General features: G+C 60.9%; 14 protein-coding genes. 5 read left to right on the top strand and 9 right to left on the bottom strand.

Annotated features, from left to right (window positions below; genetic code table 11):
• Positions 1-17 precede the first annotated feature (17 nt).
• Entirely contained in the window at positions 18-1331 is a 1314-nt protein-coding gene (locus L6966_RS07710; protein ID WP_237224778.1) for a class I SAM-dependent methyltransferase, read from the top strand.
• Positions 1332-1503: 172 nt separating this feature from the next.
• Here the strand turns inward: L6966_RS07710 and L6966_RS07715 are convergent, their stop codons facing one another.
• Positions 1504-3153: a DUF5979 domain-containing protein gene (locus L6966_RS07715; protein ID WP_083090761.1), complete on the bottom strand. Its 1650-nt coding sequence runs from the start codon at positions 3151-3153 to the stop codon at positions 1504-1506.
• A 258-nt stretch (positions 3154-3411) separates the two neighbouring features.
• Here L6966_RS07715 and L6966_RS07720 point away from each other — a divergent pair, with 258 nt between their 5' ends.
• Complete coding sequence (locus L6966_RS07720) at positions 3412-4560, top strand: glutamate--cysteine ligase (RefSeq protein ID WP_083090760.1); 1149 nt, start codon at positions 3412-3414, stop codon at positions 4558-4560.
• A 37-nt stretch (positions 4561-4597) separates the two neighbouring features.
• Here the strand turns inward: L6966_RS07720 and tsaD are convergent, their stop codons facing one another.
• Genes tsaD through alr form a run of 5 tightly spaced genes read right to left on the bottom strand, consistent with a single transcriptional unit; the run spans position 4598 to position 8804 of the window.
• A complete protein-coding gene (gene tsaD, locus L6966_RS07725; RefSeq protein ID WP_083090759.1) occupies positions 4598-5704 on the bottom strand; it encodes a tRNA (adenosine(37)-N6)-threonylcarbamoyltransferase complex transferase subunit TsaD in 1107 nt (368 codons plus the stop codon).
• Positions 5694-6218, bottom strand: coding sequence for a ribosomal protein S18-alanine N-acetyltransferase (rimI, locus tag L6966_RS07730; RefSeq protein WP_237233162.1), 525 nt, complete (start codon positions 6216-6218; stop codon positions 5694-5696). Before rimI ends, tsaD begins: the two co-directional genes overlap by 11 nt.
• Positions 6218-6919 (bottom strand): tRNA (adenosine(37)-N6)-threonylcarbamoyltransferase complex dimerization subunit type 1 TsaB, encoded by a 702-nt coding sequence (gene tsaB, locus L6966_RS07735; protein WP_083090757.1) that lies wholly within the window; start codon positions 6917-6919, stop codon positions 6218-6220. The genes rimI and tsaB overlap by 1 nt, the downstream gene beginning before the upstream one ends.
• Positions 6920-6928: 9 nt before the next feature.
• Positions 6929-7522 carry a tRNA (adenosine(37)-N6)-threonylcarbamoyltransferase complex ATPase subunit type 1 TsaE gene (gene tsaE, locus L6966_RS07740; RefSeq protein WP_083090756.1) on the bottom strand — a complete coding sequence of 198 codons (594 nt, stop codon included), beginning with the start codon at positions 7520-7522 and terminating at the stop codon, positions 6929-6931.
• Between the two features lie 4 nt (positions 7523-7526).
• Entirely contained in the window at positions 7527-8804 is a 1278-nt protein-coding gene (gene alr, locus L6966_RS07745; RefSeq protein ID WP_237233163.1) for an alanine racemase, read from the bottom strand.
• 125 nt (positions 8805-8929) lie between these two features.
• Between alr and L6966_RS07750 the strand changes: the two genes are divergently transcribed.
• From L6966_RS07750 to L6966_RS07760, 3 genes are all read left to right on the top strand, one after another.
• Positions 8930-10135 (top strand): glycosyltransferase, encoded by a 1206-nt coding sequence (locus L6966_RS07750; RefSeq protein WP_237233164.1) that lies wholly within the window; start codon positions 8930-8932, stop codon positions 10133-10135.
• A 14-nt stretch (positions 10136-10149) separates the two neighbouring features.
• Positions 10150-10932: a phosphatase gene (locus L6966_RS07755; protein WP_237233165.1), complete on the top strand. Its 783-nt coding sequence runs from the start codon at positions 10150-10152 to the stop codon at positions 10930-10932.
• A 193-nt stretch (positions 10933-11125) separates the two neighbouring features.
• Positions 11126-12598, top strand: coding sequence for a sugar transferase (locus tag L6966_RS07760; protein ID WP_237224783.1), 1473 nt, complete (start codon positions 11126-11128; stop codon positions 12596-12598).
• Positions 12599-12673: 75 nt separating this feature from the next.
• Here L6966_RS07760 and L6966_RS07765 read toward each other — a convergent pair whose 3' ends face one another.
• From L6966_RS07765 to glmS, 3 genes are all read right to left on the bottom strand, one after another.
• On the bottom strand, positions 12674-13597 hold the full coding sequence (locus L6966_RS07765; protein ID WP_237224784.1) for an ADP-dependent NAD(P)H-hydrate dehydratase: 924 nt from the start codon (positions 13595-13597) through the stop codon (positions 12674-12676).
• A 6-nt stretch (positions 13598-13603) separates the two neighbouring features.
• Positions 13604-14038: a holo-ACP synthase gene (locus L6966_RS07770; RefSeq protein ID WP_237233166.1), complete on the bottom strand. Its 435-nt coding sequence runs from the start codon at positions 14036-14038 to the stop codon at positions 13604-13606.
• 84 nt (positions 14039-14122) lie between these two features.
• Positions 14123-16006, bottom strand: coding sequence for a glutamine--fructose-6-phosphate transaminase (isomerizing) (gene glmS, locus L6966_RS07775; RefSeq protein WP_237224785.1), 1884 nt, complete (start codon positions 16004-16006; stop codon positions 14123-14125).
• Between the last annotated feature and the right edge of the window lie 19 nt (positions 16007-16025).

Below are 16025 nucleotides of genomic sequence, written 5' to 3' on the forward strand. Positions count from 1 at the left end.
CATCTACACTTAAGCCCATGATGTCTTTTCCCCGCGCCAGTGCTCAGCCTTTCCCGGCAGAGCAGTTAGCTCTTCTTGACGAGCTAGTTCCCTACAACCCCGCTGATTCGCTCCGGGCCGTGACCACCCTGCGAGCGCGGGGTTTAAGCGCGGACGATGCCTCAGCCCTGCTCACCCAGGCCCGACTGCGCACCCTGGGAGCCACCAAGTTTGGGTCTGCCGCTACAACTATGCTCTTTACCGAGGCTGGCTACGAGCAGGCCACCCGGGCAGCCGTTGCTGACCACCACGCGCAGAGATTCGTGCAGGCTAATCTCACCTCGGTAGCAGACCTAGGCTGTGGTCTGGGTGCCGATTCCCTGGCCTTTGCCCGCGCTGGGCTAGCATTAACAGCCGTTGAGCGTGACCCGGCCACCGCAGCTCTCGCGGCCTACAACCTCTCTTCCTACACCACCGCGCAGGTACTGGTGGGCGATGTAAATGACCTTGGCCTTGACGGCCTATGCACGGTAGCGGGCGAGCGCATTGCGGCCCTCTGGCTTGACCCCGCCCGCCGTGAGGTTAACGGCGGTACAACCACCTCACGTATCTTTGACCCGGAGGGCTTCTCTCCGCCTTTCTCCCTCATCGAGAAACTGGCGGCAACCGGCCTTCCCATGGGCGTCAAGCTAGGCCCGGGCCTACCGCACGAGGCGGTTCCCGTAGGCGCCGAGGCCGAGTGGGTCAGCCACGGCGGTAGCGTGGTCGAAGTGGTGCTCTGGTTTAACGCCCTCGCACGCCCCGGCGTGGCACGCTCAGCAACGGTGTTGGGGGCTGGTGCCATCACCCGGCAGGTACTGGGAGAAATCCGATCGGGCCAGCGCTCCAGCACCTCAGAGGAGGCGGTTGCGGTGACCGGGCTGGGAGCCTACCTGATAGAACCTGATGGAGCTGTGGTGCGTTCTCACCTGGTTGCTGATTTTGCCCGCCAGGTGGGTGCAACCTTAATCGACGAACATATTGCCTATCTCACCTGTGATGTTCCCGTAACAAGCCCTCTGAGCCGAACCTACCGCGTCCTAGGCACTCTGCCCCTGCATGAGAAAAAGCTACGCCGCTGGGTCAAGGACGAGGGTATTACCGCCCTGACCATTAAGAAGCGGGGAGTCGATCTGGCGCCCGAGAAGCTACGGGCTACCCTGCTGGCCGGGGTCAAGAAAAAGAAGGGGGCACCGGTTAAAGAAGCCACTTTAATCCTCACCCGACTGGGTGTAGGTAGCACCTCGCAGCGGCTGGCTATTTGGGCTGAAGCGGTCGCAGAAGAAGATGCCCCCAAGGAACCCGGCGGGTAGAGGTTAGCAGGCCGAAGGGCTTATGCTACCGGGTCTGTGAGATGCAGGTGTTGGCCTTGATAGCGCTCAGTAGAGCCCCCTAACCAAGACTAAGGCCCCTCTCGCATTCACTGTGCGAGAGGGGCCTTGGCCTCGTCAAGAGCGGGAAGCGCCCTTACGGCATAACCGGGCTCTAGACGTCCTTGCGACGGCGGGCCACCACGATTGCGCCGGTGGTGAGCAACAGAGCAGCAACCGCTACCAGCACCACGACGTTTGCACCGGTGTTAGCCAGACTACCGCTCTGCTGAGACGGGGTTGCAGCGGCCTGCGGGGTCTCTGAAGCCTGCGGGCTGGGTTCTGTGGTCACAGCAGGGGTGGTTTCAGAGCTCTCGCTCGGGCTGGGCACAGAAGCTGCGCTAGGAGTCTCATCCTGAGTTGCGCTAGGTGAAGGCTCAGCAACAGGCTCGTAGGTGTTAACGAAGGTGGCGACGTTGGTGCCAGCACCGGTTGTAACATCTACCGGAGCGATCTCAGTGACAAACTTATAGCCCTCGATATCGGTGTCGTCAGCGACCTCGGTGACTGAGCACTTGGCCCCCAGTTCAAGGGGGGTCTTGGAGTACTGGGTCACACCGTTACCGTAGGCAGAAATCTCACCACTCGAGGTTGCACCGCTAGGCAGGGCGCACTCGTACTCGAAAGTGAATGACTTGCTCTGGGCAAGGTCGCTATCAGCTTCGGACAAGCCGGAGACGGTCTTGGTGACGCCCACGCGGCGCTCAGCGTCCGCAACGCCCTGGCCGGAGTTAATCTGTGCCTGTGCACTCTCAATCAGGTCTTCCTTGCCGTCAATCTGGAAGGAATTGATGAAGGTGCTACCTGCTGCCGGGATGATGTCCTCGGGGAAGAAGGTGAAGTAGTCAATCTGGTACTTATACTCAGGGTTCCAGCCCTCTGAGGGTTCAGGGACGGTCAGCTTGACGGACTTGCCGTCTTCGCTCACTGAGATGTCCTCCTGAGAAATTGCAAAGCTATCGACCCGGTTTACTCCGTCAGCGGTGTAGACGCTTAGGCGGAAGTAGGAGTTACCTTCAACTGCTGTACCCAGTCGGAACTCATGGTCGCCGCTCAGAGTGTCAGAGAAGGTGAGGGCACCGACCTCATTGTTGAGAAGTACAGGGCCAGGTACAGTGATGGACCATTCAACGCGCGGAGGCAGGCTACCAGCTGGAGCCAGGTTCACATTGCCACGCTTTGTAATCTTGCTTCCAAGCCCCTGCGCACGATCGCAGATAACGCAGCTAGTACCTTCACCAGCTACGGGCAGAGTCAGAGGGTTGCTAACACCGTTAACGGTGAAAGGCACTGTCGTCGACTCGGTTGAACGTACAGCACGACCTTCTACCTGAGCGCTTCCGTGGATGTTCTCTGCACCGTCACCTACAATATCTGACTCCACAAAGGTGCAAGAAATCTTAATTCTGTCCACAGAACAGTTGGCCGCAGCCTGACCTCGCGGGGTCATCAAATCAAAGGTAGGCGGGTTTTGGGTGAATACGACCGAAGAGTCTGAGCCGAATTCCATCTCAAGCACGTCGCCTACAGCGATGGTTTCACCTGGCTTGACCTTCCAGTCAAATTTAAAACCTACGGTGTCGTTTACCGTAATGGGGGTCTTGCCGGATTCCAGTACCGGGCTAACAATAAACTTATCTGCCCCCTCGGCGTGAGCCATGGGAGCAGTTACCAGGGTGCTCATTCCAAGAGCTGAAGTAGCGAGAAGACCCAGTGAAGCGATAGTAGCAGAGCGCTTTGCGCGTCTGGCGAATCCCAGATTCATTTCCCTCCAATGCAAATGTGTGTGTTGTCTCTGACTGTGAGCATGTTTCAGGGCAACCCATATATGGCTTGCTCATTTCAACCCTAGCCTTTGAGCATTTCGCCCGACAAGCAACACATATGACCACAGGATTCCTCTCATCAGGGCTCCCTGGGTCCCTCTCACAGGCGGGGTGTTTCTCGCTCAGTTCCAGCTAAATTACCTAGAACGAGGCCCTACCTCTAAGATGGAAACAGCACCGAACCCCAATTCTGGAGCCTGCTCATGTTTTTTCATCCCTCTGACCAGTCCACTCTCGGAGTGGAATGGGAGCTCGCGCTGGTAGACCCGCAGAGCCGTCAGTTGGTTTCTCGAGCTGACGAGGTGCTTCAGCTCTTACAGGAGCAAGAGCCCCACCTCCTTGAGCCCACCCTGCACCGAGCGCATATCACCGGGGAGTTCCTCAACAACACGGTCGAGCTGGTCACCGGAATTTGCCGAACCCCCGGTGAAGCCGCCGAGCAGCTGGCAGCTGCCACCGGTGCCCTCAAAGATATAACTGACCAGTTGGGACTAGCTTTCTTCTCAGCGGGAACCCACCCCTTCTCCCGTGCTCTGGAGCAGAAGGTCGTTGAGAAGGATCGCTACTTGCGGGTGCTAGACCGCTCCCAGTTTTGGGGACGCCGCCAGATTGTCTACGGGGTGCACGTACACACCGGGGTGAACTCCCGCGAGAAAGCTCTGCCGGTACTTAACGGGCTCACTAATTTTTACCCGCACCTGCTGGCCCTCTCAGCGTCCTCACCTTTTTGGGAGGGCGAAGACACCGGTTTCGCGTCGCAACGGGCGCAGATTTTCCAGCAGCTACCTACCTCGGGTTTGCCCTTCACCTTTGAACGGTGGGAGGACTACGAGGACTACCTCAACGACCTGGTGGTCACCGGCGTCATTGATGACCCCAGCGAGAACCGCTGGGACGTTCGCCCCGTGCCTAAGTACGGCACAGTGGAGATGCGGGCCTACGACGGGCTGGCCTCCATTCGCGACATTGCAGCGCTGACCGCCTTCACCCAGTGCCTGGTGGAGTGGTTCTCCCGCCAGCTCGATGCTGGCAAGCGTATTGAGCCCCTCAAGCCCTGGCACGTGCAGGAGAACAAGTGGCGGGCTGCCCGCTACGGCACCGAGGCCATCGTTATTCTCGATAACCAGAACACCGAGCGTCTAGTCAGGGACGATACCCTGGGGCTGCTCAACAAACTGGAGGGTATTGCCGCTGATCTGGGGTGCTCCACTGAACTAGCTGATGTGGAGCGAATCTGCCTGATCGGGGCGGGCTACCAGCGCCAGCGACGGGTGGCTGCCGAAAGCGGCGGGAACCTGCAAGCTGTGGTGGACGACCTGACCTCGCAAGCCACCGACGGGCTGTAGGCCTTACTACCCCGGCCCTCAGGCTTTTCCGCCCCGACTAGAGCGAAATTGTGGTTACCGGCAGGGACGAGTCGGCGGTGAAGTCCAGACCGGACGGTGGGCGCCCCTCCCTCACCAGACGGGCACCCAGTGCCGCCACCATGGCCCCGTTGTCGGTGCAGAGGCTCAGCTGAGGAATTACCAATCTGATACCGTGCTCAGCACAGCGGGAGGCGGTGAGCTGACGCAGACGGGAGTTCGCCGCTACTCCCCCGCCCAGCAGCAGGGTGGTGATGCCTCGCTCGGTGCAGGCCAGCATAGCCTTCTTAGTAATCACGTCCACCACAGCTTCCTGGAAGGAGGCCGCGATGTCGGCAACCGGTACCTCTTCACCACGGGCTTCGAAGCCTTCGACCACGCGGGCCACAGCGGTCTTGAGACCGGAGAAAGAAAAATCATAGCGATGGGGGCCGGGGGCTTCGGCCGTCCCCATAAACTTGCGGGTAGACAGGCCGCGGGGGAAGGCAAACGTGCCACCGTCACCACCAGCTGCGGCCCGATCAATGGCGGGGCCACCGGGGTAGGTCAGGCCGAGCAGGCGGGCCACCTTGTCGTAGGCCTCTCCTGCTGCGTCGTCCAGGGTGGCGCCCAACAGTTCTACGTCGCCGGTTATGTCTCGCACAGCCAGGATCTCGGTGTGGCCACCGGAGACAAGCAGGGCTCCGAGCCCGGTGCTGGGCAGAGTATCTAGAAAATCAGCGGTATGCCCCTCGATGCCGCAGTCATCCAGCAGGCCCACACTCACGTGGGCAACCAGGTGGTTAATGCCATAGAGGGGCTTGCCGGTGGCCGTGGCCAGGGCCTTAGCCGCAGAGACACCCACCATGAGGGCCCCGGCCAGCCCGGGCCCGGCTGTCACAGCGATGGCGTCCACCTCATCCAGGGTCACGTCCGCCTCATCCAGGGCGGCGCTCAGGGCCGGGATCAGAGCATCCAGGTGGGCCCGGGAGGCAATCTCGGGAATCACGCCGCCAAAACGCACGTGCTCGTTCATGGAGGACGAGACGGTATTGGTGAGTAGAGTAGAGCCACGCACGATGCCGATGCCGGTCTCATCGCAGGAGGACTCAATGCCCAGTACCAGCGGCTGGTTCTTATCGGCCATGAAAAGCTTCTCCTTGTAGACGGTCAGCAGGGGCGAGTGGCTTGCGCATTATCAGTGCGTCAACCCCGTCATTGTAGTAGCGGCGGCGCACATGAATGCGCTCGTACCCGTTTTTCAGGTAGAGGTTTTGGGCGCGGGGGTTATCGGCGCGCACCTCGAGCAGTATCTGCTCGGCTCCGCGGGCTTTCGCCTCACGGGCTAGAAAATCGAGCAGGGCCCGGCCGTAGCCGCGCCCTTCTGCTGCGGGCACAACCGCAATGGTCTGCACGTCGGCGGTCTCGGCCACGCTCATCACCCCGGCGTAGCCGATGACCTGTGGCTCTGGCCCGGCAGCTTCAAGGACGACGTAACCCCGGGTTTCGTGGGTTATTTCGGCCAGGAACATATCGAGGGGCCAGGCATCGGCCGGGAAGAGCTCACGTTCAAGGGCGTGAACGGCGGGCACATCGTCCAGGGCCATCTCCCGCACGGTGGCCCCATCCGCGAGGTGGGTAGGCAGGGTCGCGTACAGCATCAGGCACCGGCCTGGGCGGTGTCGGTGGGTGTGGCTTTCTTGCGGGCGGCCGGCACCTTGGCATCAGACTCCCGCAGGTAGAGAGCCGAAGTGTCGGTGCTGAGGTTTTCCACGCCGAGTCGGGCTGCCGCGCCCAGAAGGGCAGCGGCATCCGGCTGGGCGGTCTCAAAACCGGGGACGGCGTTCAGGTGATCGGGGTAAAGAGAAGCCCCCTGCCCAAAGACGGGCACATCAGGTAGCTGGTCAGCCGAACCCACGGTCGGACCGCTCACCAGCTGGTAGCCTGCTCCGGTTACCTCAAAAACAGCGGAGTAGATTTCGCGGCGGCGGGCGTCGGAGGCCACCAGAAAGCGGGTCTGACCGGACGCCGCCGCGGCAGCGTAGGCGCTCTCAGCTAGAGCGGTGAGGCTCATCAGCCCGTAAAGAGGCTTATTCCAGGCGAAGGCGAGTGCTCGAGCGGTGACGATACCGGCACGTAGGCCGGTGAAGGGGCCGGGGCCAGTGCCGGTGATGAGTGCATCCAGGTCTGTGCCAGCCACTCCGGCTTCTGCCAGCAGCTCAGCAACGAAAGGTGCCAGCACCTCAGCGTGAGAGCGGGTATGTTCGGTTGCACGGTGCGCCAGTAGGGTCAGCTGGCCGTTCTCGATGCGGCCGAGGGCGACGGAGGCGGTTGCTGATGAGTCCAAGGCAAGAATAAGCACCCGACCAGTCTAGCGTGCTTGAACCAGCGCGTCTGTGAGCTGGCCCCAGACTGCCTCCCAGCGGGGGCCGGTGCCTGTGATGCGGAGGCGGCGGGGTTCGGGGACGCCCTCGTCCTCCTCATCTGGTTCGCTGTCGGCACCGGGGGCGTAGAGAGCGTACGGGTCGCTCTCTGCCAGGTCGGCACCGGTCACGCGGGTGAACTCTAGATCAAGGATGGATTCTGAGAGGTGCTCTGCCTTCCCCCTGCCCCATTCAATGACGGTTACCGAGCGATCGAGCGAGTATTCCAGGTCAAGGTCGTCTAGTTCTTCGGCAGAAACCAGGCGGTAGGCGTCCACATGCACCAGGTCGGGTCCGCCGGGGTTCGGCCCGTCAGCCAGGTTGGGGTGAAGGCGGGAGAGCACGAACGTCGGTGATATAACCCCCTCGCGTACCCCCAGCCCCTCCCCCAGGGAGCGGGTGAAGGTGGTTTTACCGGCTCCTAGTTCACCGGCCAGGATCAGCACGTCTCCCGCGCTGAGCAGGGGGGCCAGGGCTAGGGCTAGTGCGCGGGTGTGCTCTGGCCCGGCCAGTTCAAGGTCAAGGACGTTCTCGGTCGCCACAGTCTTAGACCTCCACAGTGCGGGTAGGGTGTTCGTACGCGCTAGCCTTGCGCCAGGAGCCACCCACGCTGACGCGGGTGACGCGGGGTGAAATACGGGTGACGATTTCGTAGTTAATCGTTCCGGCAGCCTCAGCCCAGCGGGTTACCGGCGGGTTCTCCCCCGCACCGAAAAGCACGGCAGGGGCCCCCAGGTAGCCTGCGGCGGGATCGGCCAGGCCCGGTTCTCCCAGGTCAATCACGAGCTGGTCCATAGCGATGCGGCCTACCTCGCGATAGGTTCTGGGCTGGCCGCCCGCCGGGTAGATACGCACGGGGCCACCCGTGGCAACCCGGGGAACACCGTCCGCGTAGCCCATCGGTACCAGGGCCAGTGTTGTGGGTTTGTCGGTCATGTAGTTCAGACCGTAGGAGACCCCCTGACCAGCTGGAACTTCTTTGACGGCGCTGATATACGTTTGCAGGTGCATAACCGGGCTCAGTCCAAGCTCTTGCGGGCTCACCCCGCCTAGAGGCGAAAGCCCGTAAAGCCCTAGCCCCACACGAACCCCGTCACGGAGCAGGTTCTCTTCGGGCCCCTGAGAGGCCACGCTGAAAGTCGCAGGGGTATTAGCCAGGTGGCGGAGCTGTGGGTTCAGCCCCGCCCGCTGGAGCTGGCTAATCGCCTCGTCAAAAACCCGTGACTGCTCTGATGTTTCGGGGCGCTGGGGCTCATCGGCAACAGCCAGGTGTGAAAATACGCCCACAACCTGAACTACACCGATAATCTCCAATTCACGCGCCGCAGTAGCAAGCGCAGGTAGCTGCTCCATGGTCGCCCCGTTCCGCCCCAGCCCCGTGTCGATCTTCAGGTGTAGGCGGGCAGGCGCCAACTGCCCGGTAGCCCGGTGGGCCTCCGCGATTTTCTGTAGCTCCCAGCTACTTGATACGCCCAGCTCCAGGTCATCACGCAGAGCTGTTTCAAAGTCTGTGTGCGGGGTGTGCAACCAGACCACCATCGGGGCCCCAATACCAGCCTGCCGCAGAAGGTGAGCCTCCGTCACATGCGCCACACCCAGGTAGTCCGCCCCCGCAGCCAGCGCCGAGCGGGCAACGTCCACAGCTCCATGCCCGTACGCATCGGCCTTGACCACCGCAATCAGGGCGCGCCCACCGATGAGCTGTTTGATACGGCGCACGTTGCGTTCAACGGCATCCAGATCAATAAGGGCTAGACGCTCGGCAGCGCAGGGGGCCTCTAGAGGCACAAAACCATGCTCACGGTACAGGTTCTCAACCGACACGGGTATCTCCTCGAAAATAGGGGCTACTACTAGCTTAGTAGCATCCCACGCCCAGAGCTGTTCCCACAAGAGCGCCACCCAGTAGCTGGCAGTCTGCGCCCACTGCACCCGGTAAAGTTGTACCCGTGAAAGAATCACCCAGTGTGCCCTTGCACCTGCACATTATCTCGATGCACACCTCCCCCCTGGCCCAGCCCGGGAGCGGAGATGCCGGGGGCATGAACGTCTATATCGAGCGCTCCCTCAGCGCACTCCTTGAGATTAACCCGCAGCTGACCGTAGAAGTTTTTACCCTGGCGAGGTCGCCGCAGCAGGCGGGGCGGGTGCAGTATCACGACCGGGCCACCGTCACCGCACTCTTTATACCCGAGGCGGACGGGGCGGCCAGGGCTGACCTGCCGGATCTCGTCCCGGGTTTTGCTCTGGCGCTAAAAGCGGTTGCTGAACGCCCACCCCAGCTGATTCACGCCCACTATTGGCTCTCCGGCCTAGCGGCACTAGCGGCCTACCCGCAGGTACCCCTGGTGCAGACCATGCACACGACCGCAGCCGTCAAGAATACCCGCCTGGGAGAGGGCGAGTCTCCCGAGCCTGAGGTACGGGTTCGCGGTGAGCAGGCGCTGGTAGACCGCGCTGTAGCTCTAGTGGTGAACACGAGCAGTGAGGCCCAGCAGATGCGCGATTTCTACGGCGCTCGCAATGAACAGCTGGTGACGGTTACGCCGGGGGTTGACCGGTCTGTCTTTCATCCCAGCCCGTACAGGCGCCCTCGTCACATCGGCCACAACAGGGCCGCTTACCTGGTCTTTGCAGGCCGCCCTCAACCGCTCAAGGGGCCACAGCTTCTGGTGGAAGCCCTGGCTCTTTTACCCGAGGACTTGTCCATCACCCTGGCTATAGCCGGGTCATCGGCGACGGGCTACGAACAGGGCCTGCTCGCTAGGGCTCAAGAACTGGGTTTTGGCCACAGGGTGCAGCTACTCCCCTCAATGACACCGCAGCAGCTAGCCCAGACCTTCCAGCGGGCTGACCTTGTGGCCTGCCCTTCTTCCTCTGAGACATTCGGGCTGGTCGCCCTTGAGGCGGCCGCCTGCGGCACCCCGGTGCTCGCCAGCCGCGTAGACGGGTTGAGGGAGGCCGTAGCCGATGGGGTCACCGGGGTCCTGGTAGCCGAGCGCACTGCCCGGGCCTGGGCAGATGCCATCGAAGCCCTGGTGCGTGACCCGGACGCCCGGGCACGGCTGGGAGCCGCAGGGGCCGCCCGGGCCGCCCGCTTCACCTGGCAAGCAACCGCCCGCAAGCTCAATGCCCTCTATCTCCGCTCCCTCTAGTGACAGGAACACCCATGACCTTTTCGATGACCCGCCAAGAATTTGTCGACTATCTCAATGCCTCCGGTATCACCGGCAATGTTGCCACGCCCCGCGAGAATAACCTGGCCCATATGCAGGGTTTTGTAGACGGGAATGAGCACCTAGAGTTTGGTGTGACCTGGACCAGAGAGTGGGCGTACACCGACGTCTTTGAACTCATGGCCCGCCGCGTGGGTACCAGTGCAGACCCCACCCATGTTGAGGGGCAAGACACTATCAGCGCCGACCTCTGCGTCGACGCACTCACCGCCTACGCCCGGGTTTTCGGGCGGGCCGTACGCGATAAGAAATCCCTGCTCTTTGCTACCGGTCACCCTGCGGGCCTCTTCCCCATCTACGCCGAACTAGCCCGCGTAGCAGCCAGGGAGGGGGCAACCGTCCTCACCATTGATGAGGGCGATAGGTTCCTTGAGGGTGACATCCGCCAGATCTTCAAGGTCATCATGTTTCAGCAGTTCGGCAACCTGCAGCATACTCATTTTTCCGGCCCTATGCAGCTAGCCCTCAACCAGCTCAAGGCCCGCGGCACCACCCCCGATCTGGTCATCGCCGATCACGGCCTCGCCGGGTACGCCGCGTCTGCCGGTATCCCTACCCTCGGCATCGCTGACTGCAATGACCCAGGGCTCTTTGTCTCAGCCGAGCAGGGGCACATACTGGTAGCGGTGCCCATGGACGACAACCTAACTCCACACCTCTACGAGCCAGTGATTGATTTCATTGTGCATACGGCCGGCCTGGCACCAACAAGATGACCCACAAAGAATAAAAGGGCCTGTGTAGGCCAGACTTAATAGCACTGCTGGAGAAGTCTGAATGTGAAGCACTTATCAGTCTCTCAGTAGGCACATTACGCGGTTCACGCTGTACTATTAAAACCTAAACCATAGAGGTCTGCCCACTCACTCTCGCACCCGGAGCAGCCACCACAATAGGGGACACACAACCGTGAACAAACACATCTTCGAGCAGCGGTGGGCGGAAACGCGCAACCGCCGCACCTGGCACCCAAAAATTAGGGCTACCCTGCACCTGACAGACGCGCTATCCATTGCGCTCACCATCACCCTGTCGCATATCATCAGCTTTGGTTTTCAGAACTCAGAGGTCATGGGCAGAGCCGATTTACCCATGGGGTATATAGGCACGGGCGTGGTTTTAGGCTTTATTTGGTTTGCCGCGCTTTCCATCGCCAACAGCCGCAATATTCGTTACCTAGGCCAGGGCCCTGACGAATATCGGCTGGTCACCAAATCGACCACCTATTTCTTCGCGGTCATCGCGATTTTCTCTTATCTGACAAAGATTGACTTCGCCCGTACCTACGTCATACTGGCCTACCCCATCGGGCTGGGGCTCCTGCTCCTTGCCCGATGGTGTGTACGCCGTTGGCTGGTGAGCTGGCGCAACCGGGGCCGCGCTCTTTCGCGCGTTATGATTATCGGCGACCTCGCTTCAGGCAATCACCTCTACAAGACCTTGCTTGGCGCCCGCACCTCTGGCCTGTCACCTGTTGCCGCCTACCTGCCACGCTCCCGCCCTGGCACCCAGCTGGCCAACGGAGCGATACCTACCCTGGGCTACTCAGCCGATGCCGCAGATGTACTCCAGGTGGTGCGCGATCACAGTATCCATGCGGTCGCTGTCTCGACCGGTCACGGCCTCAATCCCACGGAGCTACGCCGCTTAGGCTGGGCCTTAGCGGCAGCCCATGTGGCCCTGATTATGGCCCCCGCTATGACAGATATTGCGGGCCCTCGCATCCACACCCAGCCCCTCAACGGGGTCCCCCTCATTCACGTGCACACACCGCGTATCGAGGGAGCGAAAGCTTTCATCAAGCGGTTTATTGACGTGGTTGCTTCGGGGCTGGGCCTGATTATGCTGGCCCCCCTGCTTATTCCAGTCGCCTTACTCGTTAAAAAGGACGGCGGCCCCATCTTCTTCTTACAGGAGCGAGTTGGCTTTCGCGGTACCCCATTCAACATGGTCAAGTTCCGTTCCATGGTCACTAACGCTGAGGAACTAAAGAAGGAGCTGATGGACCGGAACGAGGGCAACGGTGTGCTGTTCAAGATGGCAGATGACCCCCGCATCACCTCAATCGGTAAGTTCATCCGCAAGTATTCCATTGACGAACTGCCTCAGCTCTGGAACGTTTTTGTGGGCGACATGTCGCTGGTTGGCCCTCGCCCTCCCCTACCATCTGAGGTTGAGCAGTACGAAGAGGATGCCTACCGCCGTCTCCTTGTCAAACCGGGCATCACCGGCCTCTGGCAGGTCTCTGGCCGCTCTAATCTCTCGTGGGAGGAGTCCATTCGGCTAGATCTCTACTACGTTGAGAACTGGTCGGTTATGAACGACTTCATCATCCTCTTCCGCACCGTGCGCGCTGTTTTCGCCAAGGACGGTGCCTACTAAACCCCACTTCCGAATCCCACTATGCCCGGTGATCGGTAGCACCGCCGGGCGGTGTGGGTGAGATGTGGGTAGCAACTATCGGGTCACCTGTGAAACAGCAATACCCATTGCTGCGGGGAGCTTCTGAGCTACCAGCGTGGGTGGCACCGGGCCCCTGGGGCCCCCTTCATGTACCAGCTCTGCGGCAAGACCGTGTACCAGTGCCCCTGCACCCGCCAGGTAGGCGTAATCGGTTTCTCTACCGCCGTGGGCAGATGAACGCGCCCGGTAGCCTGCAAGCAGGGCCCCCAGCACGCCGGTGAGGGTATCACCGCTGCCTGCGGTAGCCAGCCAGGGGGTGTTGCCACCCACGCTCAACAGTTCACCGCAGGGGCTAGCGACGGTGGTGACTCCTCCCTTGAGGAGCACTGTGGCCCCCAGCGCCCGCGCAGCGATGAGAGCGTATTCGGCGGGGCTTTCTTCAACATCGCGCCGCTCCGGAGGCTCCTTGAGACCCGGTAGAGTGTGCGGGGCAAGGGCTACCAGCCAGGCGAGTGCTTCGGTAAGTTCACCGGCGTGAGGGGTCATTATCTGGTGGGGGCCTAGCTTAAGGCCGTCTGTAACCAGTCGGGCAGCCAGGGGCACGGCCCCGGCATCGACAATGGCGGCCGCACCGGTTTCTAGCACCTGGGTCACCTGCCGCTCGCGGGTTTGCCCATGCAGACCGCTCCCTAGCCCCCAGGCATCCACGCGCACAGCTGAGGGCTCAGTAAAACTACTGCACACGGTCTCAGGAACAGCAAGCTGCACCTTGAACGCGAGTGCCTCAGAGCCCACAAACCGTACCAGGCCAGCGCCCGTATTGACCGCAGCCCGCGCAGACATCAGCGCGGCCCCCGGGTAGGTATCAGAACCGGTCACCAGCCCCAGCACCCCACGCGTGTACTTGTGAGAGGTTTCGTTGGGGGCGACAAGGACGCTGGCGCAACGTTTAAGGGTCAGGGCTGTGGGTGTGGGCATCGGCGTCTACCTTTCGGGGTGAGAAGAGGTTGTCAGCAGGCCCCGCCCGGCAGGGTCGTGTCGGAGTACAAGAAGTAGCTCAGCGTCGGTGAGATGCTCGGCGGTTACCACTGCGGTAGCGATAGGGTCATCGTGGCTGAGGGTCAGGTGCCAGCGGTTGATGCTCAACTCAGCGGCCCGGGCAGCTACGGTCCCGGTGGCAACAAGGTGGGGGGCGCCGTCCGCGTCATTATCCACCCAGCAGTGTTGCCACACAAGCCCGACGGGGGCCCGTAAAGCCTTGGCCGCTGCCTCCTTGGCGGCGAACCGTGCAGCCAAAGAGCGCAGGGACTTGCCACGCTCGGCAGGAACAAAAAGACGCTCAAGAAGCCTGGGGTTTTTCTGCACCAGGCGCTCAAACCTGTCGATGTTCACAACATCGACACCGGTGCCGATGATCATCAATAAAGCTCCTTATATCGCAAGACCCCCGACCCATAGAAAGGGTACGGGGGTCTATTCTAGTTACCGGCTCAGGCGAACACCTTATTCAACGGTCACTGACTTGGCCAGGTTACGGGGCTGGTCAACGTCGTAGCCCTTGGCGTGGGCAACCGCGCAGGCAAAAATCTGCAGGGGCACGGTTGAGAGTAGGGGCTGCAACAGGCTGGGTGAGGCAGGAATGCGGATGATGTGATCTGCGTGTTCCTCAACAGCGGTATCGCCCTCTTCAGCAATCACGATGGTCACTGCACCGCGTGCGCGCACCTCCTGAATGTTAGAAACAACCTTGGAGTGCAGAGAGTCACGGCCGTTAGGTGAAGGAACAATCACGAAAATCGGCTGGCCTTCTTCAACCAGGGCGATGGGGCCGTGCTTGAGCTCGCCGGCGGCGAAGCCTTCAGCGTGCAGGTAGGCGATCTCCTTGAGCTTCAGAGCGCCTTCGAGGGCAACCGGGAAGCCTACGTGACGGCCCAGGAAGAGCACGGACTTAGCGTCCTTCATGGAGGTGCCCAAATCTTTAACCTGCTGCTCGCCGTCAATCACGGTCTGAATCTTCTCGGGCATCTTCTGCAGCTCTTCAAGGATGGAGCGAATCTCGTCCTTGTACATATTGCCGCGCAGTTGAGCCAGGTAGAGGCCGAGCAGGTAGGCAGCAGCAATCTGTGAAAGGAAGGCCTTGGTAGAGGCAACAGCAATCTCGGGGCCCGCGTGGGTGTAGAGAGCTGCATCAGATTCACGGGGCAGAGTGGAACCGTTGGTGTTACAGATTGAAACTACCTTGGCGCCCTGTTCCTGGGCGTGGCGCACAGCCATGAGAGTGTCCATGGTTTCACCGGACTGAGAGAGGGCAACGACAAGGGTTTTCTCGTCTACGATGGGGTCACGGTAGCGGAACTCGTGGGCCAGCTCTACCTCGGTGGGGATGCGGCACCAGTGCTCGATAGCGTAACGGGCCACCTGCCCTGCATAGGCTGCGGTGCCACAGGCTACAACGATAATCTTGTTGACCGAACGCAAGGTTGCGTCGTCAATCTTGAGCTCGTCGAGGGTCAGGTTACCCTTTTCGTCCAGGCGGCCCAGCAGGGTGTCACGCACAGCGGCGGGCTGTTCGTGGATCTCCTTCTCCATGAAGGAGTCGAAACCGCCCTTTTCAACGGCTGCTGCGTCCCACTCGATGGTGAATTCCTTACCGTGGGCGGGGAAGCCGTCAAAGTCAATGATGGAGTAGTCGCTACCGGTGATGGTAACAATCTGATCCTGCCCCATCTCTACAGCCTTCTTGGTGTAGTCAATGAAGCCTGAGACGTCAGAGCCCAGAAAGTTCTCGTTCTCACCCAGGCCAATAACCAGGGGCGAGTTGCGGCGGGTGGCAACGACCCGGTCGGGGCAGTCGACGTGAGTTGCCAGAATCGTGAAGGCACCCTCAAGGCGATTGGAGGCCTGACGCACGGCCTCAGTCAAATCCTTGGTTTCGAGCTTGTTATAGATTGAAGCAATCAGGTTTGCCGCGATTTCGGTGTCGGTCTCAGACTTGAATTCACACCCCTCAGCAAGAAGCTCAGCGCGCAGTTCAGCAAAGTTTTCAATAATGCCGTTGTGCACCACAGCCAGGCGTCCGTTATCAACCACGTGGGGGTGGGCGTTGTTATCGGTGGGGCCACCGTGAGTAGCCCATCGGGTGTGACCGATACCGATGGTGGTCTCAGGAAGGGGCTTGGCCTCTACCTCTGATTCCAGATTTACCAGCTTGCCTGACTTTTTACGGAACTCAATACCGTTATCTCCGATGAGAGCTACGCCAGCCGAGTCGTAGCCACGGTATTCCTGGCGGCGCAGACCTTCAAGAACCACATCGTACGCGGTATGGTCAAATTTCTTACCGTCTGCGGCAGTGCCGAGACTTACGTATCCTACAATTCCACACATGCTTTCATCTTACCCCCAA

Source organism: Rothia nasisuis, from assembly GCF_928381405.1.
Taxonomy (GTDB): domain Bacteria; phylum Actinomycetota; class Actinomycetes; order Actinomycetales; family Micrococcaceae; genus Rothia; species Rothia nasisuis.